This window comes from Streptomyces mesophilus (assembly GCF_011044995.1).
GTDB lineage: Bacteria > Actinomycetota > Actinomycetes > Streptomycetales > Streptomycetaceae > Streptomyces > Streptomyces mesophilus.
Map to the genome: position 1 here is coordinate 43,461 of NZ_JAAKZW010000002.1, position 23,780 is coordinate 67,240.

Sequence of the window (23,780 nt, forward strand, 5' to 3'; positions counted from 1 at the left end):
ACAGGGGCTGGGCGATGGAGTTTCGACTGCTCGGCGGCATCGAGGCGGTGGCCGACGGCAGACAGATGGACCTGGGGCCCGCACGGCAGCGGTCCGTGCTCGCGGCACTGCTGATGGACGTGGGGCGCGCGGTACCGGTGGACCAGCTCGTCCAGCGGGTCTGGGCCGATACTCCGCCGAAGCGCGCCAAGGACACGCTGTACAGCTATCTGTCCCGGCTGCGCCGCCTGCTGCCCTGCGCCATCGACCGCCTGCCGGGCGGCTATGTGCTGACTGCCGACGCGCAGGCCATCGATGTGCACCGCTTCCGGCGGCTGCTCGCGGCGGCGCGCGCCGAGGCCGACGACGCCATCGCGCTGGCCGCGTACGAGGAAGCGCTCGGTCTCTGGGGCGGCGAACCTTTCGAAGGCGCCGACGCCCCCTGGTTCAACGCCACCCGGGAGGCCCTGGTCAGGGAGCGGCTCGCCGCCGATCTCGACTGCACCGACCTGATGCTGCGGCTCGGTCAACACGCCGAGCTCCAGGCCGAGTTGTCCGCGCGCTGCGCCGCCCACCCGCTGGACGAGCGGATGGCCGCCCAGTACATGCTCGCGCTGTACCGCTGCGGACGGCAGGCCGACGCGCTCGCCCACTACCGGCGGGTGCGCCGGCTGCTGCGCGAGGAGCTCGGCATCGACCCCGGCGGCCGGCTGCGGGAACTGCACGAGGCGATCCTCGCCGGGGACGCGGCGCTCACGGCCCCGGGGGAGCAGGCGGCGTCGCCTTCGGCGGAGGCGGCCACCTGGTCCGTGCAGTGTCAACTGCCTCTCGCCGTACGGGGGTTCGTCGGACGGGCCGCATTGGTGCGGCGCCTGGAGGAGCTGCTCACCACCCCTGCCGCCCGCCCGGTGGTCCTTTCGGGCTCGCCCGGCGTGGGCAAGACGGCCCTCGCCGTACACCTGGGCCACCGTCTGCGGCCGGTGTTCCCCGACGGACAGTGGTACGTACGGCTCCTCGGCACCGGTGAACGGCCGCGCCACCCGTCCGAGGTGCTCGCCGCACTGCTGCGCGCCTCGGGGCAGGAGCCGGCCGCGATCCCGGAGTCGGCGGAGGACCGCGCGGCGGCCTTCCGCAGCAGGACCGCCGACCGCCGCGTCCTCCTCGTGCTCGACGACGCCGCGGACGCCGAGCAGATCCGGCCGCTGCTGCCCGGTACCGCCGGAGTGGCGGTGCTGATCACCAGCCGCTTCGATCTGCGCGGCCTCATCGCCAGCCACGCGGCCCGCCCTGTACCGCTCGACGTCCTCGATCCCGGCGAGGCCCACCATCTGCTGACCGGCGCGCTCGGCGAGCAGCGGGTACGGGCCGAACCGGCGGCGGCCGAGCGGCTCGCCGACCTGTGCGCCCGGCTTCCCCTGGCCCTGCGCATCGCCTCCGCCAACCTGGCCGCACGACCGGGACGTTCCCTGGCCGCGTATGCGGCCGAACTGGCCGAGGACGGACGTCTCGCCAAGCTGTCCATCGCGGGCGACCGCCAGGCCGCCGTGCGCAGCGCCTTCGACCACTCGTACGCCACCCTTGCCCCCGAGGCGGCCCGGCTCTTCGGTCTCCTCGGGCTGCACCCCGGCGCGGACTTCGGCGCTGAGGCGGCCGCCGCGCTCCTGGGACCGGTCTCCCCGTACGACACCGAGGAACTCCTCGACCAGCTGGCCACGGCCGGACTCGTCCAGCGCACGGCGGCCGACCGGTTCCAGTTCCACGATCTGCTGCGGCTCTACGCGGCCGAGCACGCCGCCGCCGATCCGGACCGTGCGGCGGCTCGGCAGCGGCTGTGCGACTGGTATCTGGCCACCGCCGACGCCGCGACCGCCTTCGACTACGCGGCGATGCTGCAACTGCCCCGGCAACGTGCCGCATCCGATCGCTTCGCCGACCGGCACGGCGCGACGGCCTGGCTCGACGAGGAGCGCGCCAATCTCGTCGCGCTCATCACCCGCGCCGCGAAGGAGGGGCCCGGCGCCACCGCCTGGCTGCTTGCCGACCAGCTGCGGATGTACTTCTACTACCGCCAGCACCACACCGACTGGCGGACGGCGGCAACGGCCGGACTGCGGGCGGCGATCGAGGCCGGCGATGTGCTGGCCGAGGCAGCGATGCGGCTCAGCCTGGGCTCACTGGCCCAGGACGCCGGGGACTTCGCCGCGGCCCTCGACCACTTCCACCTCGCGCGCCGGCGCTACCACGACGGCGGCTTCGCGCCCGGCGAGGCCGCGGTCCTGGCCAACCTCGGTGTCCAGCACGGGCTGCGCGGCGATGTGGCCGAGTGCGTCGACCATCTGCACCGCAGCATCCAGATATACCGAGGCCTCGAGATGCCCGCGCAGCTGTGCCCCGTACTGGACCTCGCGGGCCAGTCCCACACGTACCTGGGGGACTTGGAGCAGGCCGTCGCCTTCAGCACCGAGGCGATCGCGACCTCGGCGGAGCACGAGCACGCGGTGGCCGGCATCGGTCCGCTCACCGGCCGCGCGGTGGCCCTGCACGGTCTCGGCCGCTACGAGGACGCGCTGGCCGACGCCACCGAGGCCGTGCGCCTGTGCCGGGAACACCGCAAGCAGCACAACGAGGCCGCCACGCACGAGATCCTGGCCCGTGTGCACCGCGACCGCGGCCACCTCGGCCTCGCCCGTACGCACGCCGTCCGGGCCCTGGAGATGTCGCGCGCCTTCGGGTACACGGCCAAGGAGATCGACAGCCTGCTCACTTCGGGCAGCCTGGACCTGATGGCGGCGGACCCGGGGCAGGCGGGCCGGCATCTGGAGGAGGCGCTGCTCCTGAGCCGCGGCCGGAAGTACCGCCACCAGGAGGCCGACGCGCATATCGGCCTCGCCCGCGTCCACCTCGCCCAGGGCGATGCCGCCATCGCGGCGGACCACGCCGAACTCGCCCTCACCGCGGCCGAGGAGCTCCGGCTGCGCCCGGCCGAATGCCGGGCCCGCCTCGTGCTCGCGGCCCTCGCCCACGCCGACGACGATCCCGCGGCCGCGGCCCACCACCTCGCCCACGCCGCTCATCTGCGGACGCGGACCGGGTACCGCCCGCCGCCGTGGGAGACGCAGACCTTGGCGCCGTCGGCTGCGTACGACTAGCTGTTCTGCCCACGGAGGTTGGTGACGGCGCGCTGTAGCTGGGCGGCACGCGGGCTCGGCCTTCCCTCGGCTGCTAGGCGGTGGGCGGGCCGGCCGTGACGCCGGTGATGATGAGGTCGATGCCGGCCAGGAACTGCGTGCGGTCGTCGTGGTCGAGTCCTTGTTCGGCGACGGCTCGGGTGAAGGGGTAGTCCTCGGGGCTGAGCTGTTTCCATGCGCCCGCCACGGTGTCCATGTAGGCGCTGCGATCGGCGTCCGGCCCGAGGCTGCGGGCGCGCGCGAGGTTCGCGGCGTTCTGGCCAGCGGCGCCGAGGATGTAGTGCATCAGGGCGGTCGTCGCGGTGAACCAGCTGCTCGCGGGTACGTCCAGCGCGGACACCTGGCGGCCGATGTCCTCGAAGATGAGGATCGTCACCGGGCCGGTGGGGTTGTGGGAGAGCTGGGCGGTGATCTGGGGTGCGAGCCACGGGTGCTTTTCGATCGCGTCGTAGAGGCCGAGGGCGACGTCGTGTATCGCTCCCGGCTGCCCGGCCTTTTGTGCGGCCAGCGCGATGCTGACGACGCGGTTTGTGGCCGCGACCAGGAGTTCGCTTTTGTTGGCCACGTGCCAGTAGATCGCGCCGGGGCCGGTGGCCAGGCGTTCGCTCAGCGCTCGGAAGGTCAATCCGCTTTCGCCTGCCGTGTCCAGCAGGTCGATGGCGGCATCGACGATTCGCTCGCGGGAAAGGGGGGTGGTGCGTCGCTCGGGCTTCTTGGGCGTCGGTGGTGGTGTCACACGTCCATTTTGACATGATTGGAACGCTGTTCCACACTTGTTCTGGAACGATATTCCAGCGACAGAGGGGCGGCTCGCGCCGGACGCCCCTGCACGGCACAAGGAGACAGACATGGCAGCACTGCAGGACCAGCCCGCGTACATCATCAAGATGCGTGCCAAGCCGGGGCACGGCGACAAGCTGTTCGCGCTGGCCACCGAAGGGATGTACAAGTCGGGGTCCTCCGACCGGTTCATCATGCTCCGCGAGGACGCCGATCCCGACGTGCTGTGGAACATCGAGGTGTTCCGCAGTGACGAAGCGAAGGCCGCCTACGAGAACGGCCCTCTCGCCGACGAACTGCGTGACGAAATCATCGAGCACCTCGCCGAGATGGTCATGCGCGTCGAAGCCCACCCGTACTCGGCTCTGCCCGCCGACCCGGCCTGAGTGCGGCGAGGTGCCCGCCGAACCAGCTCTTCGGCGGGCGCCTCGCCCCTCTCACACCACCACCGGCGAGCGCTCCCGACTTCACAGCGCCCCTCCGGTCGGGAACCAGATCGGACGCCACTTCACGGCCGGGTGCACGAGACATCACTCGTGCACCCGGCCATCGTCATCCTCTGAGCCAGAAAGACCGGCATGGTCCACCGCAACGCACCCCTGACCGAAACCGGCCGCCTGCGCTTGGCGCAGTGCGTGGTCGACAATCGATGGCCACTGCGCCGCGCGGCTGAACGCTTCCAAGTCTCGCCCACCACTGCGAAACGGTGGGCTGACCGCTACCGCGAGCAGGGGCCAGCTGGGATGACGGACCGCTCCAGCCGCCCGCACTTCAGTCCATGTCAGACGCCGACACGAACCGAGCGGCGCATCACTTGGTGCATGTCGACATCAAGAAGCTCGGCAACATACCCAACGGCGGCGGCCACCAGGTCCTGGGCCGTCAGGCCCGTCGCAAGAACCGGATCGGCGGGGGCTACAGCTACAACTAGCCGGCGATTGTCTGTGACCAGCGTCGGGTTGTTGTGTGTAATCAGCGGCCGGTCGTCCGCGACCCGTCGGCCGGTCAGGCGGACAGGTCGGCGGATGGCGTCTTGTGGAAGAAGGTCGACGGCATGAGTTTCCCGGAGGGGTCCGCCGCATAGTCCGGCACCGTCCCCGTCTCGGTCCACCCTGCCGCCCGGTACAGCCGTTCCGCCGCACTGCCCGTCTCCGTGTCCAGTACCAGGAGCGTCAGCCCGGCCCCGGCCGCGTACTCCTCGACCGTGGCGAGCAGCCGGCGCGCGAGACCGCGGCCGCGGGCGTGTGGCCCCACCATCAGCTTGACGACCTCGCCGCGGTGGCGGCCGTTGTCCTTGAGCACCGGCACGCAGCCGACCGTGCCGTCGATCCGGCCGCCCGAGCGGGCGACCCAGACGAGCAGCCTTCCGTCCGCGACCTCGGCCGCGCGCCCGCGCCACCAGCGGGCCGCCTCCTCGCGTCCGAAACCGGCGAGGAAGCCGAGCGAGGCGCCGCCCGCCACGGTCGCGGCGAGCAGCTCGCCGAGCTCGTCGGCGCACGCGTCCAGGGCGTCGGCGGACAGGCGCTCGACGGAGGCGGTCGGCGTCGCCAAGGGGGTCGAGGTCGGCCTCGTCAAGGTGGTCGAGGCCGACGTCGGCACGGGGGTCGAGGCCTGCGTCGTCACGGGGTGAGTTCCTTTCCTTGCGGCGGCGCGAGCGGCACCTGCGGCGGCGCGGGTGCGGTGCTCAGACGGCGATTCAGTACGGAGACCAGCAGCCCGATCGTGACGATCGCCGTGCAGGCGAGCGACGCGTGCCAGAACGCCCGGCGCATCCCGGCGAGATCCGAGGCGGGGCCCGAAGCGTGCAGATACAGGCCGGAGACCGCGCTGATGCAGACCGCGGCGGCCATCCGCTGCGACATCTGCAGCAGACCGCCGGCCACCCCGGCCGCCTGAGCCGGCGCGTGCCGCAGCACCTGGGCCTGGGTCGGGGCGACCGTGAAGCCGGTCGCGGCGCCCGCGCACAGCTGGCACACGGCGAGGACCCAGGGCAGCGGCCCGGCCGGTACGTACAGCGTCGCAAGCCCGCCCGACAGCAGGGCCAGCGCGGAGAGCGCCAGACCGGAAGTGATCACGCGGTGCTCGCCGTACCGGCGCACCACACGCCAGGCGAAGGCCGAGGTGGCCCCCATGCCGAGCGCCTGCGGCAGCATCACCAGGGCCGCCGTCATCGCGGAGAGCCCGAGTTCGCCCTGGAGGAAGACGGCGAGGACCATGCCGCCGGCGAGCGAGGCGCCGAACTGCGTCATCGCCACCGTCGTACCGAGTGCGTACGGCGCGGAGCGGGTGAGGGCGGGATGGACCAGCGGGCGGCGGCCGGAGCGGGCCCGCCCCCGCTGCTGGAGCACCAGCGCCGTGGCGAGCGCGGCGGCGCCGGCTCCGTACGCGAGGTACCCCGTGGACCGGATGAAGGGCAGCATGATCAGGACGGTCAGGCCCGCGAACAGCGCCACCCCCGGCAGATCAAGTCCCGCCTCGCCGTTGCCCGGACGCGGCCGCGGCAGGAAGCGCCCGGCGGCGACGAGCGTGGCCAGGGCGAAGGGCACATTGAGCAGGACCGCGAGCCGCCAGCCCGGCTCCGCCCCGGCCGCCGCGATCAGCGCACCGCCCACGGGCGGGCCGAGCGCCGTGGCCAGGCCGGCTGTCACCGCGTACATGCCGAGTGCCCGGGCGCGGGCGGCCCCGGTGAACACGTCCTGGATGGTGCCGATCACCTGGGCGTTGACCAGGCCGGCCCCGAGTCCCTGGACGAGGCGGGCCGCGACGACCAGCCAGGCGTCCTGCGCGCAGCTGGACAGCACCCCCGCGACGGCGAACAGCGCCATCCCGGCGAGGAAGAACGGCTTGCGCCCGTGCACATCACCGAGCCGCCCGCCGGGCACCAGCGCGACCCCGAACGCGAGGGAGTACCCGGCCACGATCCACTGCAGCTGGGAGGCGTCGGCGGACAGCGAGTCCCGCAGCGCGGGCACCGCGATGTTGAGCACCGACTGGTCGAGCAGCGAGGTGAAACCGGCCGCCAGACAGACGGCGAGTACCCGGCGCTCGCGCGGCGAGAACCGCTCTATGCCGCTCATGGCAGCACCACGGCGATGACGTAGCGCACGGGCTCGTCCGAAGTGCAGCGAAAGCGCGTGGGCCCCCACAGCCGGAACCGCAGACAGTCCCCGGTCTCCAGGCCGTACGTCTCGTTCTGCACGGTCACTTCCATGGCGCCGGCGAGCACCCAGATGTGCTGTTCCAGTCCGGGCACCGGCGGGCCGTCGTAGGAGATGTCCGCACCGGGGCGCAGCGTCCCCTCGACCAGCTCACCCCGCAGCCCCGCGTGGGGCGGGGAGACGGAGCGCCGTACGAAGCCGGACTCGGTGTCGTTCCACACCGGTTGCTGTCCGGCCCGCACCAGTTGCGCCTGCTCGCCCTCGACCTCGGTGAGCAGCCGCGACATGGTGCGCTCGTACGCGGCGCACAGCCGGTTGAGCAGCGAGGTCGTCGGGCTGATCTCCCCGCGTTCCAGGCGCGACAGCGTGGACCGGCTGACACCGGAGCGCGTGGCCAACTCGTCCAGGGACCAGCCGCGTTCGGTCCGCAGCGCGGCCAGGCGCTGAGCCAGGCGTGCGTCGATGTCGTCTCCCATATCCGGGATCGTATCCCGGATATGGGAGACGCTGGCAAGAGCCACCTGGATCTCCGGCAAGAGGCACCGGGAGATGGGGGAGCGGACCCGGACCGCACGCGCCTGTCAGTGCCCCGTGACAACCTGGACGCATGCCTGAACTCCCCGAGGTGGAGGCCCTCAGGGGCTTCCTGACCGAACATCTCGGCGACGCCCGTATCGCACGCGTCCTGCCGGTGGCGATCAGTGTGCTCAAGACGTACGACCCGCCGCTGAGCGCCCTCGAAGGCCGCCCGGTCACCGCGGTCGCGCGGCACGGCAAGTTCCTCGACCTCGATCTGGACGGACTGCACTTCATCACCCACCTGGCCCGCGCGGGCTGGCTGCAGTGGAAGGACCGACTGCCCGACGGCCCCCCGAAACCGGGCAAGGGCCCCCTCGCGCTGCGCGTCGCGCTCGACGACGGCCGGGGCTTCGACCTCACCGAGGCCGGCACACAGAAGCGCCTCGCGGTGTACGTGGTCCACGACCCCCAGGAGGTCCCGGGAATCGCCCGTCTGGGACCCGACCCGCTCGCGGAGAGCTTCGACGAGGCCGCCTTCGCCGCGCTGCTCAAGGGCGAACGCCGCCGCATCAAGGGCGCCCTGCGCGACCAGAGCCTGATCGCGGGCATCGGCAACGCGTACAGCGACGAGATCCTGCACGTGGCCCGGATGTCCCCGTACAAGATCGCGGACAAGCTCACCGCCGACGAGCTGCACACGCTGTACGAGGCGATGCACTCCACGCTCGCCGAGGCGGTGGAACGCTCGCAGGGCGTGGCCGCGGGACGGCTCAAGTCGGAGAAGAAGAGCGGTCTGCGCGTGCACGGCCGCACCGGTGAGGCCTGCCCGGTCTGCGGGGACACCATCCGCGAGGTGTCCTTCCACGACTCCTCGCTCCAGTACTGCCCTACGTGCCAGACGGGCGGCAAGCCGCTGGCGGACCGCCGGATGTCCCGGCTGCTCAAGTAGCGCCTCGGCGGCGGGACCTGCGCGGAGTGCCCGCCGTGCCCGCCGTTCTGGCAGGGCGAGCGGCCCCTAATCGGCGGGAATCGACAACAACCGTTCGCCGTCCAGCGTCCGGACCTCGAACCGCCGGATCTGGTCGGTCCGCAGCCCCGTACCGCCTTCGGCCAGCAGCGGGCGCTCATGGCCGTCGCGCCCCGGGAAGCCGTAACCGCCTTGCGGGACCGACCAGCTGAGCACCGTCTGCTCCGCACCGCCCGGCCCCACCGCCACCAGCTCGCAGCGGCGCGGCCCGTCCAGCCGGTCCATCCGCAGCGCCACCTGGGTGCCCCAGGTCTGCTCGTCCAGCGCCACGCTCGCGGTGAGCGCCCCCGCCCGGCCGTCGAGCACCCGGGGGCCGCCCTCCCGCAGCAGCGCCGCCCCCGTCGGCAACGCGACGAGCACCGCCACCGCCGCGGCCACCCAGCGGAGCCGGCGGGCAGGGCGGCGATCGCGCACCTGGACGAGCAGCCGGTCGAGCAGCGGCGCGGGAGGCGCCTGCAGGTAGGCAATGGAATCCCGCGAGGACAGCGGCTCCAAGAGCGCCACCACCCGGGAGAATTCCACGAGTTCCAGCGCGCAGTGCAGGCAATCGCCCAGATGTTCCTCGACATGGAGGCTGTCCGCAGGTTCCAGTACGCCCAGCGCATAGGCGGCGACGTCCTGGTGCTGCGCGCTCATGGGCATTCCTCTTCGTACGGGATTACGGGGGTATCGCACCGTGGGGGATACGGCGAGAAGTGTGTCCCCCTGCAATACGGGGCATTCGGTGTTCCTGCTCAACACCCCTGGGAATTCGGTGAACTGTCCCGCAGCGGCTCCCCGCCTCCCCGTGTCCACCGGGCACGCAGCCGCATACACTCCGCCGCATGCTGCGTGTACTGGCCGTCGACGACGAGAAGCCCGCACTCGAAGAGCTGCTCTTCCTGCTGCGCGCCGACCCGCGGGTGCGCAGCGCCGAGGGCGCCACCGATGCCACCGAGGCGCTGCGGCGGATCAACCGCGCCCTGGACGCGGGCCCGGACGGCGACGAGGCCATCGACGTCGTCTTCCTCGACATCCACATGGCAGGGCTCACCGGCCTCGACGTGGCGCGGCTGCTCGCGGGCTTCGCCAAGCCGCCGCTGATCGTGTTCGTCACGGCCCATGAAGGCTTCGCCGTGCAGGCCTTCGACCTCGAAGCGGTGGACTACGTCCTCAAGCCCGTGCGCCGCGAACGCCTCGCCGAAGCGGTACGCCGCGTCAGCGATCTGACGGCCCCGACCACGACCACGGCCACGGTCCCGGTGCCGGCCGCTCCGGTCGCCGTCGACTCGGCTCCCGACCAGATCCCGGTCGAACTGGGCGGAGTCACCCGCTTCATCCCGATCGACGCCATCGCGTACGTCGAAGCGCACGGCGACTACGCGCGTCTGTACACCGACGAGGGCAGCCACTTGGTGCGCATCCCCCTGTCCACGCTGGAGGAGCGCTGGGCCGCGCGCGGGTTCGTACGGATACACCGGCGCCATCTCGTGGCGCTCGGCCGTATCGACGAACTGCGCCTGGACGCCGGCGCGACCACCGTGCGCGTCGGCGGCGCGGAACTCGCGGTGAGCCGCCGGCACGCCCGTGAGCTGCGGGATCTGCTGATGCGGCACGCGCGGCGCTGAACCGGAGGCGCGGCCGGCGACCGTCCACCGAGGCAGCGGACCGCTCACCGCATCCAAGGCGCCGTCCGCCGACGCACGGCTGGTCCGGGCAGGCGCGCCGCGCCTAGCCTGACCTCCGTCTACGGGGAGGGAAGTCCGCAATGCCCGGTCCATCCGAAGTCGAGGCGCTGCTCGAGGAGTTGCGGGCGCTGCCCGCGCCGCCGACGAGTCCGACCGAGGCGAGGCGCTACCTCGCCGGCCTCAAGAGCGCCGCGGCCCGCTGGTCCGAGATCCTCGACGAGGCCCATGAGGCCGCCGCCCCGTTCACCGGACCGCGTGCGGAGGCCGCGCTGCGACTGGCCTTCCGGCGGGCCGAGGAGTCCTATGTCGAGCTCGAAGTGGCCCTCCAGGACTGCTCGACCGGGCTCCATCCCAGACCTTGACCGGGCTCCACCCCCGACCCTGAGCGGGCTCCACCCCCGACCCTGACCGAGCCCTACCCCAGGTCATCAGCCCTGCGTAGACTCCCGTTCACCCCACCTCGGACGAGAGAGCGCACCGCCCATGCCAGCAGCCCCCGATGGCCCCCGCCGGGAGACCGTGACCGGTGTGCCGCGTCAGGCGCGGCGCCCGCTGGGGCACACCGCCGCACGGTCCGAGATCGACGAGCAGACGACCATCGGCACCACCTATGTACGGTCCCTGATGCGCAGCCAGTTGAAGGCCGGGCTCACCGCGCTCGGCGTCCTCATCCTCTTCGTCGGCACCCTGCCCCTGCTCTTCATGCTCCCCGAGTCCGTGACGGGCTCCGAGGTCTCACCGACCCTGTGGGTCTGGCTGTCCCTGGGCGTCGGCGTCTATCCGGTCATGCTGCTCATAGCCCACTGGTACGTCCGCAGGGCGGAGCGCAACGAGCGGGACTTCACGGGACTCGTCGAAGGACGCTGAGCCCTTGAACGAGATCCGCGCGGTGCGCCCTTGAACCAGACCTACGCGGTGACCGCGGTGACGGTCGTGGTGCTCGCCACGGTCCTGATCGGCGCCCTCGGCCTCAGGATCTCCCGTACGACCTCGGACTTCTACGTCGCGTCCCGCACCGTCCAGCCCGGCCTCAACGCCGCGGCCATCAGCGGCGAATACCTCTCCGCCGCCTCCTTCCTCGGCGTCGCGGGCCTGGTCCTCCTCCAGGGCCCGGACATGCTCTGGTACCCGGTCGGCTACACCGCCGGATATCTCGTCCTGCTGATCCTGGTCGCGGCCCCGCTGCGCCGCTCCGGCGCCTACACGCTCTCCGACTTCGCCGAGGCCCGCCTCGAATCCCACACCGTGCGCCGCTTCGCCAGCCTTTTCGTCGTGGGCATCGGCTGGCTGTATCTGCTGCCCCAACTGCAGGGCGCCGGGCTCACCCTGGAGATCCTCACCGGCTCGCCCGACTGGGTCGGCAGCCTCGTCGTGGCCCTCGTCGTCACGGGCGCCGTCGCGGCGGGCGGCATGCGCTCGATCACCTTCGTGCAGGCCTTCCAGTACTGGCTCAAGCTCACCGCGCTGCTGGTCCCGGCCCTGTTCCTGATCGTCGCCTGGTTCGGCGACAACACCCCGCGCGCCACCTTCGACGCTCCGGCCGTCTTCCGCGAGCACACCTCGGTACGCATCGACGACACCGTCCGCATCGAGCTCGACGCCCCCATCACGCTCACCGTCGACGGAAAGGTCGACGGCACCTCGTACGAGAAGCAGCGTGTCGCACTCGGCGAGGGCACGCACCGCGTCGAGAGCGGCACGCGGCTCGGTTTCCAGGCGGGCACCTCCGTGCCGGAGACCAAGGAACACACCGGTACGGGTACCTCCAACTGGTCACGGCCGCTCGCCGGCGACCGGGACGAGTACCGGCTCTACGCCACGTACGGACTGATCCTCGCGACCTTCCTCGGCACCATGGGCCTGCCGCATGTCGCCGTCCGCTTCTACACCAGCCCCAACGGACGCGCGGCCCGCCGCACCACGCTGGTCGTACTCGGTCTGGTCGGCGCGTTCTATCTGCTGCCGCCGGTCTACGGCGCCCTCGGCCGGATCTACGCCCCCGAACTCGCCCTCACCGGCGACGCCGACGCGGCCGTGCTGGTGCTGCCGGAACGGCTCATCGGGGGAGTGGGCGGCGATCTGCTCGGGGCGCTGCTCGCGGGCGGCGCGTTCGCGGCGTTCCTGTCGACCGCGTCCGGACTGACGCTCGCGGTGGCCGGCGTGCTGCACCAGGACGTGCTGCCGGCACGCGGCGTGGGGCATTTCAGGATCGCGGCGGTCATGGCCGTGGCCGCCCCGTTCGGAGTGTCCCTGATCGCCACCAACGTGCCGGTCGCGGACGCGGTCGGGCTCGCCTTCGCCGTATCGGCCTCGTCGTTCTGTCCGCTGCTCGTGCTCGGCATCTGGTGGCGCCGGCTCACCCCGCCCGGCGCCGTGGCGGGCCTGGTCACCGGGGGAGGGGCGGCACTCACCGCCGTCCTCGCCACCCGCACCGGACTGCCCTCGGCGGGCTGGGCGCACACACTCCTTGCCTGGCCGGCGGTGTGGTCGGTGCCGCTCGGGTTCCTCACGATGATCGTCGTCTCGCTCCTGACCCCGTCCCGCATCCCCCCGGGCACCGCGGCCACCCTGGCCCGGCTGCATCTGCCGGAAGACCTCTCCGAGCGGCGGCGCGGGGACGGGCCGCTGCGTGAACTGCGGGCCGCCGACAAGCGTGCAGTGCAGTACGGCGAGCGGCGGGTGGTCCCGCAGGGCGAACAGGACGGGCGGCGCGGGAAGCGGCGTGCGCGTACGGACGCCGAGCAGCAGGAAGCGCGTCCGGACGCCGAGCAGCAGGAACCGGGGGAGCGATGACCGGGATCGGGATTGCGGCGCTGGTCGTGGCGGGCGTCGTCGTCCTCGCGGCCGGGATCCTGATCGGCCGCTTCACGGCCCGCCGCGGCGAAGTGGACCTGGACCTCGGCACCCCGGTCGAACGCGCCACCTTCCATACCCTGCACACCGCCTCGCTCGCCGCGCCCCCGCTGCGGGCCGGCCTCACCGAGGACACCGCCCGCAAGGCCGCCAAACGCCTGCGCTCCCTGCTCGGCACCGAGGCCCTGTGCCTGACCGACCGTGAGCGCGTGCTCGCCTGGGACGGGCCGGGGCACGGCCACCACAACGAACCCGTCATGCGCCGCGTCGGCGAACTCCTCGACTCCGGCCGCAGTCTGAGCGTGCACACCGAGTGCGAACTGCCCGAATGCCCGCTGCGCTGGGCGGTCGTCGCACCCCTCACGGGCGAGGACGGCATCCTCGGCGCACTCGTCGCCTACGGCTCACGTGAGTCCGCCGTCCTGGTGCGCGCCGCGACCGAAGTGGCCCGCTGGGTCTCCGTACAGCTGGAACTCGCCGAACTGGACCGCTCCCGCACCCGCCTCATAGAGGCCGAGATCCGTGCCCTGCGCGCCCAGATCTCCCCGCACTTCATCTTCAACTCGCTCGCCGCGATCGCCTCGTTCGTCCGCACCGACCCCGAGCGGGCCCGCGAACTCCTCCTGGAATTCGCCGACTTCACCCGCTACTCGTTCCGTCGGCACGGCGACTTCACCACCCTCGCCGACGAACTGCGGTCCATCGAGCAGTACTTGGCCCTCGCCGGCGCCCGCTTCGGTGACCGGCTCCAGGTGACCTTGCAGGTCGCCCCCGAGGTCCTTCCGGTCACCATGCCGTTCCTGTGCCTGCAGCCGCTGGTCGAGAACGCCGTCAAGCACGGCCTCGAGGACTCCCGCGACAAGTGCCGTATCTCCATCTCCGCGCAGGACGAGGGCGCCGAGGCCCTCGTCGTCATCGAGGACAACGGAGTCGGCATGGACCCCACGCTGCTCCGGCGGATCCTCGCGGGCGAGCAACCGCCGCCGGGCGCCGGGTCGAACGGGGTCGGTCTGTCCAATGTCGACGAGCGGCTGCGCCAGGTGTACGGGGACGACTACGGCCTCGTCATCGAGACCGGACTCGGCGCCGGCATGAAGATCACGGTACGGGTGCCCAAGTACCGGGCCGGAGTGCACTCCGGCCGCTGAGTCCGCGGGCGGGGCCGTGGTCGTCAGAACAGATGGATCGCCAAGTGCCCGAGCGGCAGCCCCAGTTCCCAGGCCGGCGTCCACACCTGGTCGTCCTCGTCGACCTCGATCCCGACGCGTTGCCACTGCAGCGACGAGTCCAGATCGGCCGCGAGCAGCTCGGTGCGCTGCAGCCACCCCCAGGTCTCCGTCGCCAACGCCAGATCGGGCCCGCCGCCTTCGGCGACGCGGCGCTCCATTCGCTCGCGCACCCACTCCTGCCAGGGATGGCCGTACGCCGTCAAGGAGAGCCACTCGTCGAGCTGGGACACCACCCGGATACCGGAGAGCTCGTCCGTCTGGTCGGACAGATAGATCGTGAGCGCGAGGGTCTGCCGGCCGGCCCGGTACTCGAGGGTGCTCGACGGGACGAGGTCCCCGGTGCGCAGCAGTTCGTCGGCGATGTACTCCGCGTACAGCCATGCCATCGGCACGGCCAGTTCGCCGGTACTCCTGCCGTTTCTCCTGTCGGGCAGCAACCGATCCACCTACTCCCTTTCTCTGCCCCCTGTGGGACCCCTTCGAGCCCCGAAGGGCAGCCTTCACCGTCGGGCACGCACGTGGGTCCGGCTTTACTCAACTGGACACAGTGGTTTCGAAATCGACCTCTCCGTCGGCAGACGGAAGGGACGTCACGAGCCCTGTGGTGCGAGCGGTGCACAAGGGGCATGGCGCACCTGGTTCTCGCCTCACACTAAGGGCGGTGAGGGAGCGGACTCCGCCATGATCTGGAGGTTCAGGGGGTGAGGCTGCTCACGCCCGGGGTGTCAGTGCAGCGGCCCCGCGCCGTATCCCGGCAGGACGGTCTTGAGCCGCCGAAGCGCGTAGTGCGAACGGGACTTGACGGTTCCCGCGGGAATGCCCAGCGCCTGTGCGGCCTCCGTCACCGAGTGCCCGCGGTAGTAGAGCTGCACGAGGACGTCGCGGTGTTCGCGGCGCAGGGTCGTGAGCGCCTCGCGGACGTCGAGCGCCGTCACCGACCGCTCCTCGTGCCCGTCGCCTATGACGCCCACGGGTGGTGCGAGCTCGATGCTGTCCGCGCCGACCTCGGTGGGCCGGGCCTTGCGGGCCCTGCGCGCGTCGATCGCCAGACGCCGGCCGACCGTGAACAGCCACGGCCGCATCGAGTCGTGATCGCTGCGCAGCGCCTCGGGGTGCTGCCACGCGCGCACCAGGGTCTCCTGGACCAGATCCTCCGCGCGCTGCCGGTCGCCGTAGGTCAGCCCGAGCAGAAACCCGAACAGGGCGCGTCCATGGGCTTCCTGCAGTTCGGCCAGTTCCTGCTCGGGGGTGCGGGTGGGGTGCTCCATGGCGGTGGTCACCGTTGACTCCTCCGGTAGGTCGCCGCGTCGCCGTGAACGTAACCGCGACGCGTGAGCGTGCGGAGCGCCCGTGCGGCGGCAGTCGAACGGACGGCCGAGCGGTGCGCCGAACGGTTCCCGTGCAGGTCGAGCGGTGCGACGAGCGGTGCGACGAACGGCGCGGTGAACGGTCGCCCGCGGAGGCTGGGCGGCCGGGAGGAATCGATCGTTCCGGAATCGGGTGATTAGCTTCCGTTTCCTCCAAGTAGTTCCATATTCGTAATGGGCGCGGCAAAGCTCCTTGACTTCCCGTTACGCCCCGGATGGATTCATGTACGGAGATTGCGATCGCTCTCCGCCGGCTCGTCCACCACTCAAGGGAAGCCACGGTCGATGACTGAACGCACTGGTTCATTCCGTGCACACACCGCACGTGCGGCGCTCGCCGCGCTGCTGACGGCCGCCGTCGCGGGCTGCGGCACCGAGCAGCCCGCCTCCGCGCCAGGGCCCGAGTCCTCGAGGAAACCGCCCGCCCCGTCCGCCGCCGGCGGTCCCGCGCCCGCTCCCGCCAGGGGGTTCACCCTGGCCGCTTCGGGTGACGTCCTGCCGCACGCGTCGATCATCCGCCAGGCGAACGCCGACGCCGGCGGCGACGGGTACGACTTCCGCCCGATGCTGCTCGGCGTGAAGCCGGTGATCTCCAAGGCGGATCTGGCCATCTGCCATATGGAGACCGTGTACGGGGCCGACGGTGACTACACCGGCTACCCGGCGTTCAAGTCCCCGCCCCAGGTCGCCGCCGCGCTGGGCGCGACCGGCTACGACTCCTGCTCGACCGCCTCCAACCACACCCTCGACGCGGGCGCCGCGGGCATCCGCCGCACCCTCGACGCCCTCGACAAGGCGGGGGTCAGGCACGCGGGTTCGGCCCGCAGTGCGGCCGAGGCCAAGCGGCCCACGATCCTGCGGGCCGGCGGCGCGAAGGTCGCCCATCTCGCGTACAGCTACGGCACCAACGGCTATCCGCTCCCCAAGGGGCAGCCCTGGGCGCTCAATCTGATCGACGAGAAGAAGATCATCGCGGACGCCCGCGCCGCACGCAGGGCCGGCGCCGATGTGGTCGTGGTGAGCCCGCACTGGGGCACCGAGTGGCAGGACGAGCCCGACGGCCGCCAACTCCGCCTCGCCAAGCGCCTGACCGCCTCGAAGAGCGGCGGCCGCCCGGACATCGACCTCATCATCGGGACGCACGCACACGTCCCGCAGCCGTACGAGAAGGTCAACGGCACCTGGGTGATCTACGGCATGGGCGACCAGATCGCCGGCGACATGATCAACTACTCCGGGTCCTCCGACCCGCGCGGCAACCAGGGCACGATCGGCCGCTTCACCTTCGTACCGCCGAAGCAGCCCGGCGGCCGGTGGGAGGTGTCCGAGGCGGAGTTCATCCCGCAGTGGTTCGACACGGGCGACGGCCGGGTGGTGAACCTGAACGCCGCGATCAAGCGCGGTGCCGACTACACGGACGTACGCGACCGCATCCGCCGCGTCACGCTCAGCCGGGGCGCCGCCAAGCACGGCTTGACGATGGGCAGTTGAGCGACATATCGCCGAACGACCGAGGGCCGCATCCGCCGCGACGGATGCGGCCCTCGGCCGTTCGGGCTGCGGGAGACAACCGTGCGTGGCGGCGCCCGAGCGACGCTTACGGCACCACCGTGACCGGCCAGCGCCCCGCCTTCACCAGCCGTACCGCCACCGAGCCGACGATCCGGTGCCCGGCCTGCTCGGAGGCGCCCACGATCACGGCGTCCGCCTTGAGCTCGTCGGCCGCGGTGACCAGGCTGTTGTAGGGGTCCCCGCGGAACGTGTGGAACTCCCACCGCACCGAGAAGATGTCCTTCACCCGCTCGGTGGCGTCCTTGATCTCCGCGATCAGCCCTTCGGCGATCTCGTCCGTGACCTCTCCGACGGGCGCGCCGAGCGCGGCGCCGGCCGCCATCACGGGCTGCACGTAGACCACGGCGAGCAGCGCGTTCTGCCGCCGTGCGAGGCCGCCCGCATAGGCGGCGGCGCGCAGTGAGGTATCGGAGCCGTCGACCCCGACCATGATCACCTTGGGGCCGTCCGTACCGCGTTCGAACCGGGTCGCCTGCTCTTCGCTCACAGCCGTGAGGCTAGCTCAGCCGGCGCGGGGTGTGACCCGCCGGGCCCTTCCCGACGGGCGGGCGCGCGTGGCTCTTCTTAGAGTCGGTCCATGAGCGCCAGCGTGGAAGCCGCGATACCCAAGGGCCAGACGCACGATGCGGACCGGCTCGGACCAGGCACGTCACCGTTCCTGAGCAGGGTCCCGGATATCTTCGCGACCTTCTTCGGCCTGCTCGGCCTCTACTGCGGCATCCTCGCGATCATCGCCCCGTTGCGCCGTCTGGCCCGCCCCGTCACCCAGGCCCTCGACCACGCCACGGTCCCGGTCAGCGCCAACCTCGCGTACGCCCTGTTCCTGACGCTGCTCGCCGCCGCCTGCGCCTCCCGCAAGACCATCGCGTGGCGCCTGGTCGTGGCGTATCTGGGGCTGCTCCTGATCGTGGACGGCATCGGGATCGCGCAGGGGGAGTGGAAGGACGTCCTGCCCTCGGCGATCGTCTGCGGGATCGCCTTGGTGGTCCTGGTCCTCGCCCACAAGGAGTTCTACGGCCAGACCCGGCGAGGTCAGTTCCTGCGCGCCCTCGGGGTCCTGGTGGGCGGCCTCGCGGTCGCGATCCTGGCCGGCTGGGGTCTCGTCGAGCTGTTCCCCGGCACGCTGGAGCGCGGCCACCGCTTCCCGTGGGCGGCCAACCGGGTGCTCGGGGGTCTAGTCTCCGGCCAGCAGTTCCACGGCACGCCCCCGCGGCCGCTCTACTTCTTCCTCGGCCTGTTCGGTGCGCTGGCGCTCCTGAACGCCGCCTTCACCCTGTTCCGTTCCCAGCGGCTCGAAGCGGCGCTGCACGGGGACGAGGAGACGCGGATCAGGGCGCTGCTCGGTGCGTACGGCGAGAACGACTCGCTCGGCTACTTCGCCACCCGCCGCGACAAGGCCGTCGTCTTCGCCCCGAACGGCAAAGCGGCCGTCACCTACCGCGTGGAGGCCGGAGTCTGTCTGGCCAGTGGTGACCCCGTCGGCGATCCGGGCGCCTGGGACCAGGCGATCGAGGCCTGGCTGGAGATCGCCGGGCGCTATGCCTGGGCGCCCGCCGTGATGGGCGCGTCCGAGGAGGGCGCGAAGGCCTTCGCCCGGCACGGGATGGGCGCGCTGCAGCTCGGTGACGAGGCGATCCTGTACGTGCAGAAGTTCGACCTCGACGGCCGCGACATGCGCGTCACGCGCCAGGCCGTCAACCGCGTCCGGCGCACCGGCGCCACCTGCCGTATCCGCCGCCACTCCATGCTCACCGACGCCGAGATGAAGCAGATCATCAACCGCGCCGACGCCTGGCGCGACACCGAGACCGAACGCGGCTTCTCCATGGCGCTCGACCGGCTCGGCGATCCGCAGGACGGCGACTGCCTCCTGGTGCAGTGCATGGACGCCGACGGCAAACTCCTCGCGCTGCTGTCCTTCGTGCCCTGGGGCAAGGACGGCATCTCGCTCGACCTGATGCGCCGCGACCGCAGCGCTCCCAACGGCGTCATGGAGTTCATGGTCGCCGAACTCTGCGCCACCGTCGGCAAGCTGGGCGTACGCCGTGTCTCCCTGAACTTCGCGGTCTTCCGCTCCGTGTTCGAGGAAGGCGCCCGGATCGGCGCGGGCCCCATCCTCAGGCTCTGGCGCAAGCTGCTGCTGTTCTTCTCCAAGTGGTTCCAGCTCGAGGCGCTCTACCGCTCGAACGCGAAGTACGACCCCGACTGGTACCCGCGCTTCATCTGCTACGGGGACGCCGGATCGCTGGCCCGGGTCTCCCTGGCCTCGGGTATCGCCGAGGGCTTCGTGGCCGTACCGAGTCTGGGCACCTTGTGGGGCAAGGGCCGCAGCCCCGCCAAGTTCGACCGCCCCGCGACCACCGCGGGCCTGCCCGCCATCGACGAACTCGGCCTGGGCGCCGCCGCGTCGGGGACCGCCGACCCGCTGGCCGGCATGCCCGAACAGGTCCGGATCCGCCACCGCAAACTCGAGCGGCTGCAGGACGAGGGCATCGACCCGTACCCCGTCGGCATCGCCCCGCGCACCCACACCCTGGCCGAGATCCGCACCGCCCACCCCGCCCTTGCACCGGGCGCGCGCACCGGGGAGCAGACCACCGTCGCGGGCCGCGTCATGCTGATCCGTGACTTCGGCGGTGTCGCCTTCGCGGATCTGCGGGACTGGTCCGGTGACCTCCAGCTGGTGTTCTCGCGCGAACACCAGGAGGTCCTCGACTCCTTCACCCGCGCCACCGACATCGGCGACCACATCACCGCCTCGGGCGAGATCGGCGTCACGGACAAGGGCGAGCTGTCCGTGTTCGTCACCGGCTGGCAGCTCACCGGCAAATGCCTGCGCCCGCTGCCGGACAAGCGCCGCGGTCTGTCCGACCCCGAGGCCAAGGTGCGCCGCCGCTATGTCGACCTGGTCGCCAACCCGGAGGCCCGCGACGTCGTACGGGCCCGCTCCACCGCCGTACAGGCGCTGCGCCAGGGCCTTCTGGAGCGCGGCTACCTCGAGGTCGAGACGCCGATGCTGCAGCAGATCCACGGCGGCGCCAACGCCCGCCCGTTCACCACGCACATCAACGCCTACGACCTCGACCTCTACCTCCGTATCGCCCCCGAGCTGTATCTCAAGCGGCTGTGCGTGGGCGGTTTGGAGAAGGTCTTCGAGATGGGCCGCACGTTCCGCAACGAGGGCGTCTCGTACAAGCACAACCCCGAGTTCACGATGCTGGAGGCCTACCAAGCCTTCGCCGACTACGACGTGATGCTCAACCTCACCCGTGAACTGATCCAGGGCGCCGCGACCGCCGCGTTCGGCTCCCCGGTCGCCCGCAAGGCCGACGAGAGCGGCAAGCTCGTCGAGCACGACATCTCCGGGTCCTGGCCGGTCAAGACGGTGTACGGGGCGATCTCCGAGGCGCTCGGCGAAGAGGTCACCGCCGACACCGATCCGCCCGGGCTGCACCGGCTCTGCGACCGGAGCGGTGTCCCGTACACCGCGGAGATGGGGCGCGGGGACGTGGTCCTGGAGATGTACGAGCGCCTGGTCGAGGAGAAGACCAAGCTGCCCACGTTCTACAAGGACTTTCCGACCGACGTGTCGCCGCTCACCCGCCAGCACCGCACCGACCCCCGGCTCGCGGAACGCTGGGACCTGGTCGCCTTCGGCACCGAACTGGGCACCGCCTACTCGGAGTTGACCGACCCGGTCGAACAGCGCCGGCGCCTGACCGCCCAGTCGCTGCTCGCGGCCGGCGGCGACCCGGAGGCGATGGAGCTCGACGAGGACTTCCTCGACGCCCTCGAATACGCGATGCCGCCGACCGGTGGTCTGGGGATCGGCGTGGACCGGCTCGTCATGTTCCTCACGGGCCTGACGATCCGCGAGACGCTGCCGTTCCCCCTTGTACGACGCCGCTGACGTCTCCGCCACTTCTGACGGTTCCAACAGGTGCTTCTCGACGGGCCCCCGTGTTGATGAGGCCCGGGCGCCTTCGGCCGTGCGACGCATTAGTCATGAAAAAGGAAGAACTGCTTCCGGGGCGCCGTGCGCTGCTGCGCGGCGCCGCCCTCGCGACCCTCGCCACGACCGCCGGCTGCTTCAGCAGGCCATGGTCCGCGCAGCCCGCACCGCCCGCTCCCGCACCGGCGGGCGGCGCTCCCGCCCTGCGCCGTCCACAGAAGCCGGCCGCGTACCGGCTCAGGCCCATCGCGGGCTACGGCCCCGCGCGTTCGCTGCCGGCCGCCGCTCCGGTGCGGTCCAAGCCGATCCTGCGGCTGGCCAGCCGCAACCGCACGATGGTGCTCACCTTCGACGACGGACCCGACCCCCGCTTCACCCCGCACATCCTGCGCACCCTGCGACAGCACCATGTCCGCGCGATGTTCTTCGTCTGCGGCGAGATGGCCGCCGCATCGCCCGATCTGCTGCGCGAGATGGTCGACGACGGCCATCTCATCGGCAACCACACCTGGACCCACCCGCAGTTGCTGCGCCTGCGGCGCTCCGGGGTGCTGCGCGAGATCGAGTCCACCAGTGAGGTCGTCCAGCGGACGGTGGGCGAGGCCCCGCTGTGGTTCCGCGCGCCGTACGGGGCATGGAACCGGGACGCGTTCGAGATCGGCGCGGGTCTCGGCATGGAGCCCCTCGCGTGGACCACCGACTCGCTCGACTGGACCGAGCCCGGTACCCGCAAGGTCGTCGACAACGTGCTGCGCGGCGCCGGTTCCGGGGTGGTCATCCTCAACCACGATGCGGGCGGCAACCGTTGGCAGAGCGTGGAGGCGCTGCGGATCTATCTGCCGCGCCTGCTTGCGGACGGCTATCGCTTCGGGCTTCCGCAGCGCAGAATCACGTAATTCCCGAAAGAGCCCGCCTCATCGGGCGGCTTTCCTTTCGGGCTTGCGCCCGCCTGATCGGCGCCGCTGTTGTCAGCGCGTCTCGACCAGGCGGGCGAAGACCACGACATTCCCGTCGTAGCCGTCTTTCTTGGTGAATCCGCCACCGCAGGTGATGACCCTGAGTTCCGGGGAGCCCGTGGCGTTGTACACCTTTCCGCCGGGGAAATTGGCCTTCGAGAACACCTCGACGCCGTACACCTCGAAAACGGCCGTCTTGCCGTCCCTGCGGCTCACTTCCACATGGTTTCCCTTCTTGAGGGAACCGAGCCCGTAGAACACCGCGGGCCCCTGATTGTTGTCGACGTGGCCGACGATCACGGACGTGCCGTTCTCGCCCGGCGAGACCGCACCCGTGAACCAGCCCGCCAGGTTGGGGTCTTCGGGCGGCGGGGCGTCCACCCAGCCGTCCGCGTCCAGACCCACCGGCTGGATCGGTGCGTTCACCTGGATCTGGTCGATCCTGATCCGCTCCGCGATCGAGAACGGCAGGGCCTGCACACCGGGGGCCCGCGGTTCCCCCGCCGTCACCCGCTCCGCGGCCGACGCCGGTTGCGGAGGGCCTACGGCGAATTCGCCCGAGCCGTTCCGGATCAGTGCGAGACCGGTGAGCAGAACAAGCGCTATGACACCCCACGGAGCCCGCTTCTTCTGCGGCTCCTCCTCCTGTGCACCATGTGCCGAATCCATTCACAGTCCCCTCTCGACGCGGCAGTTGTCCCACGCCGTTCGCGCATGCAAGAACGCTAAGTGGATTGCGTACGGGCGGCGATCGGTCGGCACCGAACGGGTGGTGATACGGCGGTGCCTGCGCCATCCGAGTCGACTTGCCCAAACCATTTCTGACGGTCTGTGACCTGCGGTGATATCCGGCATACGGAATTACGCTCGGCGTGTCGCTCACCGGTACGGACCAGCCCCGAAATGCGGGCCTGCGCAGGGCGTTCGAGGGTCTGATCTGAAAGGCGCTCTCGCCGATTGACCGGGGAAGGTTCCCCGGGGCGTCTTTCGCGGAGGTCCACATGCGTACAACTCGTGCCCTGGCGGCCCTGGGCGTCGCCGGTGCGTTTCTCGGGCTCGCAGCACCGACGGCAAGCGCCTGGGACGGGAGTGTCATCAGCGTCAGCCCCACTCACCCGGCCCGTGGTTCCCAGGTAGCGGTGACGGTCAACGCCCATGAATGCGGCAGCGGCGGCACCATCACCTCGACCGCGTTTCCCCAGACGCATCTGAACGGAACGGGTGGCGGCGGTCACGCCAACCCGACGATCTACTCGCACGCCAGCTTCGGTCACCACTCTGTCACCGCCACCTGCGGCGGCCAGTCGGTGACCAAGGACCTGGCACTGACCGTGGTCGGTCCCGCCCACGGTGGCACCGGCGGCTCCGTCACCAGCGGCGCCACCTCCACCGACATCGCCATCGGCACCGGCCTGGTGGCGGCCGCGGTGGCCGGCGGCGGGATGTTCTGGCTGCGGCGCCGGGGCGAGTCCAAGGCCTGACGCCCGTACACGCACTTCGCCCCCGGGATCGTCGAGATCCCGGGGGCGAAGT

The 23,780-nt window shown here is 71.3% G+C and carries 21 protein-coding genes and 1 pseudogene; 13 read left to right on the forward strand and 9 right to left on the reverse strand.

Going from position 1 to position 23,780, the window contains the following annotated elements; all coding sequences use genetic code 11:
- Window positions 1-14 precede the first annotated feature (14 nt).
- A complete protein-coding gene (locus G6045_RS00970; protein ID WP_165329785.1) occupies window positions 15-3,128 on the forward strand; it encodes an AfsR/SARP family transcriptional regulator in 3,114 nt (1,037 codons plus the stop codon).
- Window positions 3,129-3,201: 73 nt separating this feature from the next.
- On the opposite strand, the gene G6045_RS00975 is transcribed toward G6045_RS00970, so the two are convergent.
- On the reverse strand, window positions 3,202-3,903 hold the full coding sequence (locus G6045_RS00975) for a TetR/AcrR family transcriptional regulator (protein WP_328707615.1): 702 nt from the start codon (window positions 3,901-3,903) through the stop codon (window positions 3,202-3,204).
- A 112-nt stretch (window positions 3,904-4,015) separates the two neighbouring features.
- Here G6045_RS00975 and G6045_RS00980 point away from each other — a divergent pair, with 112 nt between their 5' ends.
- Both G6045_RS00980 and G6045_RS00985 read left to right on the forward strand, forming a co-directional pair.
- Window positions 4,016-4,333: a putative quinol monooxygenase gene (locus G6045_RS00980; protein WP_165329787.1), complete on the forward strand. Its 318-nt coding sequence runs from the start codon at window positions 4,016-4,018 to the stop codon at window positions 4,331-4,333.
- A 192-nt stretch (window positions 4,334-4,525) separates the two neighbouring features.
- A pseudogene (locus tag G6045_RS00985) lies at window positions 4,526-4,851 on the forward strand (helix-turn-helix domain-containing protein); the annotation flags it as partial.
- Window positions 4,852-4,952: 101 nt separating this feature from the next.
- On the opposite strand, the gene G6045_RS00990 reads toward G6045_RS00985, so the two are convergent.
- The 3 genes from G6045_RS00990 to G6045_RS01000 form a co-directional block, all read right to left on the reverse strand.
- On the reverse strand, window positions 4,953-5,498 hold the full coding sequence (locus tag G6045_RS00990; protein ID WP_408056288.1) for a GNAT family N-acetyltransferase: 546 nt from the start codon (window positions 5,496-5,498) through the stop codon (window positions 4,953-4,955).
- Between the two features lie 68 nt (window positions 5,499-5,566).
- Complete coding sequence (locus G6045_RS00995) at window positions 5,567-7,024, reverse strand: MFS transporter (protein WP_165329788.1); 1,458 nt, start codon at window positions 7,022-7,024, stop codon at window positions 5,567-5,569.
- Window positions 7,021-7,581, reverse strand: a complete 561-nt coding sequence (locus G6045_RS01000) for a helix-turn-helix domain-containing protein (RefSeq protein ID WP_165329789.1) — start codon at window positions 7,579-7,581, stop codon at window positions 7,021-7,023. The genes G6045_RS00995 and G6045_RS01000 overlap by 4 nt, the downstream gene beginning before the upstream one ends.
- Window positions 7,582-7,712: 131 nt before the next feature.
- On the opposite strand from G6045_RS01000, the gene G6045_RS01005 reads away from it, so the two are divergent.
- Window positions 7,713-8,573, forward strand: a complete 861-nt coding sequence (locus tag G6045_RS01005; RefSeq protein ID WP_165329790.1) for an Fpg/Nei family DNA glycosylase — start codon at window positions 7,713-7,715, stop codon at window positions 8,571-8,573.
- A 66-nt stretch (window positions 8,574-8,639) separates the two neighbouring features.
- Here G6045_RS01005 and G6045_RS01010 read toward each other — a convergent pair whose 3' ends face one another.
- The gene (locus G6045_RS01010; protein ID WP_235967383.1) at window positions 8,640-9,287 is read right to left on the reverse strand and encodes an anti-sigma factor; all 648 of its coding nucleotides are present in this window, start codon (window positions 9,285-9,287) and stop codon (window positions 8,640-8,642) included.
- A gap of 188 nt (window positions 9,288-9,475) precedes the next feature.
- Between G6045_RS01010 and G6045_RS01015 the strand changes: the two genes are divergently transcribed.
- From G6045_RS01015 to G6045_RS01035, 5 genes are all read left to right on the forward strand, one after another.
- On the forward strand, window positions 9,476-10,258 hold the full coding sequence (locus G6045_RS01015) for a LytR/AlgR family response regulator transcription factor (protein WP_165329792.1): 783 nt from the start codon (window positions 9,476-9,478) through the stop codon (window positions 10,256-10,258).
- Window positions 10,259-10,398: 140 nt separating this feature from the next.
- The gene (locus G6045_RS01020; protein WP_165329793.1) at window positions 10,399-10,680 is read left to right on the forward strand and encodes a hypothetical protein; all 282 of its coding nucleotides are present in this window, start codon (window positions 10,399-10,401) and stop codon (window positions 10,678-10,680) included.
- Between the two features lie 121 nt (window positions 10,681-10,801).
- Entirely contained in the window at window positions 10,802-11,185 is a 384-nt protein-coding gene (locus tag G6045_RS01025; protein WP_165329794.1) for a DUF485 domain-containing protein, read from the forward strand.
- Between the two features lie 30 nt (window positions 11,186-11,215).
- Window positions 11,216-13,111 carry a sodium/solute symporter gene (locus tag G6045_RS01030; protein WP_165329795.1) on the forward strand — a complete coding sequence of 632 codons (1,896 nt, stop codon included), beginning with the start codon at window positions 11,216-11,218 and terminating at the stop codon, window positions 13,109-13,111.
- Entirely contained in the window at window positions 13,108-14,319 is a 1,212-nt protein-coding gene (locus G6045_RS01035; protein ID WP_165329796.1) for a histidine kinase, read from the forward strand. Before G6045_RS01030 ends, G6045_RS01035 begins: the two co-directional genes overlap by 4 nt.
- Window positions 14,320-14,342: 23 nt before the next feature.
- Here G6045_RS01035 and G6045_RS01040 read toward each other — a convergent pair whose 3' ends face one another.
- Together G6045_RS01040 and G6045_RS01045 are read right to left on the reverse strand one after the other, a co-directional pair.
- Complete coding sequence (locus G6045_RS01040; RefSeq protein WP_235967399.1) at window positions 14,343-14,837, reverse strand: hypothetical protein; 495 nt, start codon at window positions 14,835-14,837, stop codon at window positions 14,343-14,345.
- A 288-nt stretch (window positions 14,838-15,125) separates the two neighbouring features.
- Window positions 15,126-15,668 carry a sigma-70 family RNA polymerase sigma factor gene (locus G6045_RS01045; protein ID WP_165329914.1) on the reverse strand — a complete coding sequence of 181 codons (543 nt, stop codon included), beginning with the start codon at window positions 15,666-15,668 and terminating at the stop codon, window positions 15,126-15,128.
- Between the two features lie 384 nt (window positions 15,669-16,052).
- Here G6045_RS01045 and G6045_RS01050 point away from each other — a divergent pair, with 384 nt between their 5' ends.
- On the forward strand, window positions 16,053-17,258 hold the full coding sequence (locus tag G6045_RS01050; protein WP_165329797.1) for a CapA family protein: 1,206 nt from the start codon (window positions 16,053-16,055) through the stop codon (window positions 17,256-17,258).
- Between the two features lie 106 nt (window positions 17,259-17,364).
- Here the strand turns inward: G6045_RS01050 and G6045_RS01055 are convergent, their stop codons facing one another.
- A complete protein-coding gene (locus G6045_RS01055) occupies window positions 17,365-17,769 on the reverse strand; it encodes a universal stress protein (RefSeq protein WP_206343150.1) in 405 nt (134 codons plus the stop codon).
- A gap of 147 nt (window positions 17,770-17,916) precedes the next feature.
- Between G6045_RS01055 and lysX the strand changes: the two genes are divergently transcribed.
- Window positions 17,917-21,249, forward strand: coding sequence for a bifunctional lysylphosphatidylglycerol synthetase/lysine--tRNA ligase LysX (gene lysX, locus G6045_RS01060; protein WP_165329799.1), 3,333 nt, complete (start codon window positions 17,917-17,919; stop codon window positions 21,247-21,249).
- Window positions 21,250-21,344: 95 nt separating this feature from the next.
- Window positions 21,345-22,187: a polysaccharide deacetylase family protein gene (locus tag G6045_RS01065; RefSeq protein WP_165329800.1), complete on the forward strand. Its 843-nt coding sequence runs from the start codon at window positions 21,345-21,347 to the stop codon at window positions 22,185-22,187.
- Window positions 22,188-22,259: 72 nt separating this feature from the next.
- On the opposite strand, the gene G6045_RS01070 is transcribed toward G6045_RS01065, so the two are convergent.
- Window positions 22,260-22,916, reverse strand: a complete 657-nt coding sequence (locus G6045_RS01070) for a class F sortase (RefSeq protein ID WP_165329801.1) — start codon at window positions 22,914-22,916, stop codon at window positions 22,260-22,262.
- 332 nt (window positions 22,917-23,248) lie between these two features.
- Here G6045_RS01070 and G6045_RS01075 point away from each other — a divergent pair, with 332 nt between their 5' ends.
- On the forward strand, window positions 23,249-23,728 hold the full coding sequence (locus G6045_RS01075; protein ID WP_165329802.1) for a hypothetical protein: 480 nt from the start codon (window positions 23,249-23,251) through the stop codon (window positions 23,726-23,728).
- Window positions 23,729-23,780 lie beyond the last annotated feature (52 nt).

What these genes read in the sequence shown, in the direction of transcription:
- G6045_RS00970 (WP_165329785.1), top strand. Translation starts at nt 15, where the DNA reads ATGGAGTTTCGACTGCTCGGCGGCATCGAGGCGGTGGCCGACGGCAGA.
- G6045_RS00980 (WP_165329787.1), top strand. Translation starts at nt 4,016, where the DNA reads ATGGCAGCACTGCAGGACCAGCCCGCGTACATCATCAAGATGCGTGCC.
- G6045_RS00995 (WP_165329788.1), bottom strand. Translation starts at nt 7,024, where the DNA reads ATGAGCGGCATAGAGCGGTTCTCGCCGCGCGAGCGCCGGGTACTCGCC.
- G6045_RS01000 (WP_165329789.1), bottom strand. Translation starts at nt 7,581, where the DNA reads ATGGGAGACGACATCGACGCACGCCTGGCTCAGCGCCTGGCCGCGCTG.
- G6045_RS01005 (WP_165329790.1), top strand. Translation starts at nt 7,713, where the DNA reads ATGCCTGAACTCCCCGAGGTGGAGGCCCTCAGGGGCTTCCTGACCGAA.
- G6045_RS01010 (WP_235967383.1), bottom strand. Translation starts at nt 9,287, where the DNA reads ATGAGCGCGCAGCACCAGGACGTCGCCGCCTATGCGCTGGGCGTACTG.
- G6045_RS01015 (WP_165329792.1), top strand. Translation starts at nt 9,476, where the DNA reads ATGCTGCGTGTACTGGCCGTCGACGACGAGAAGCCCGCACTCGAAGAG.
- G6045_RS01020 (WP_165329793.1), top strand. Translation starts at nt 10,399, where the DNA reads ATGCCCGGTCCATCCGAAGTCGAGGCGCTGCTCGAGGAGTTGCGGGCG.
- G6045_RS01025 (WP_165329794.1), top strand. Translation starts at nt 10,802, where the DNA reads ATGCCAGCAGCCCCCGATGGCCCCCGCCGGGAGACCGTGACCGGTGTG.
- G6045_RS01035 (WP_165329796.1), top strand. Translation starts at nt 13,108, where the DNA reads ATGACCGGGATCGGGATTGCGGCGCTGGTCGTGGCGGGCGTCGTCGTC.
- G6045_RS01045 (WP_165329914.1), bottom strand. Translation starts at nt 15,668, where the DNA reads ATGGAGCACCCCACCCGCACCCCCGAGCAGGAACTGGCCGAACTGCAG.
- G6045_RS01050 (WP_165329797.1), top strand. Translation starts at nt 16,053, where the DNA reads ATGACTGAACGCACTGGTTCATTCCGTGCACACACCGCACGTGCGGCG.
- G6045_RS01055 (WP_206343150.1), bottom strand. Translation starts at nt 17,769, where the DNA reads ATGGTCGGGGTCGACGGCTCCGATACCTCACTGCGCGCCGCCGCCTAT.
- lysX (WP_165329799.1), top strand. Translation starts at nt 17,917, where the DNA reads ATGAGCGCCAGCGTGGAAGCCGCGATACCCAAGGGCCAGACGCACGAT.
- G6045_RS01065 (WP_165329800.1), top strand. Translation starts at nt 21,345, where the DNA reads ATGAAAAAGGAAGAACTGCTTCCGGGGCGCCGTGCGCTGCTGCGCGGC.
- G6045_RS01070 (WP_165329801.1), bottom strand. Translation starts at nt 22,916, where the DNA reads ATGGATTCGGCACATGGTGCACAGGAGGAGGAGCCGCAGAAGAAGCGG.
- G6045_RS01075 (WP_165329802.1), top strand. Translation starts at nt 23,249, where the DNA reads ATGCGTACAACTCGTGCCCTGGCGGCCCTGGGCGTCGCCGGTGCGTTT.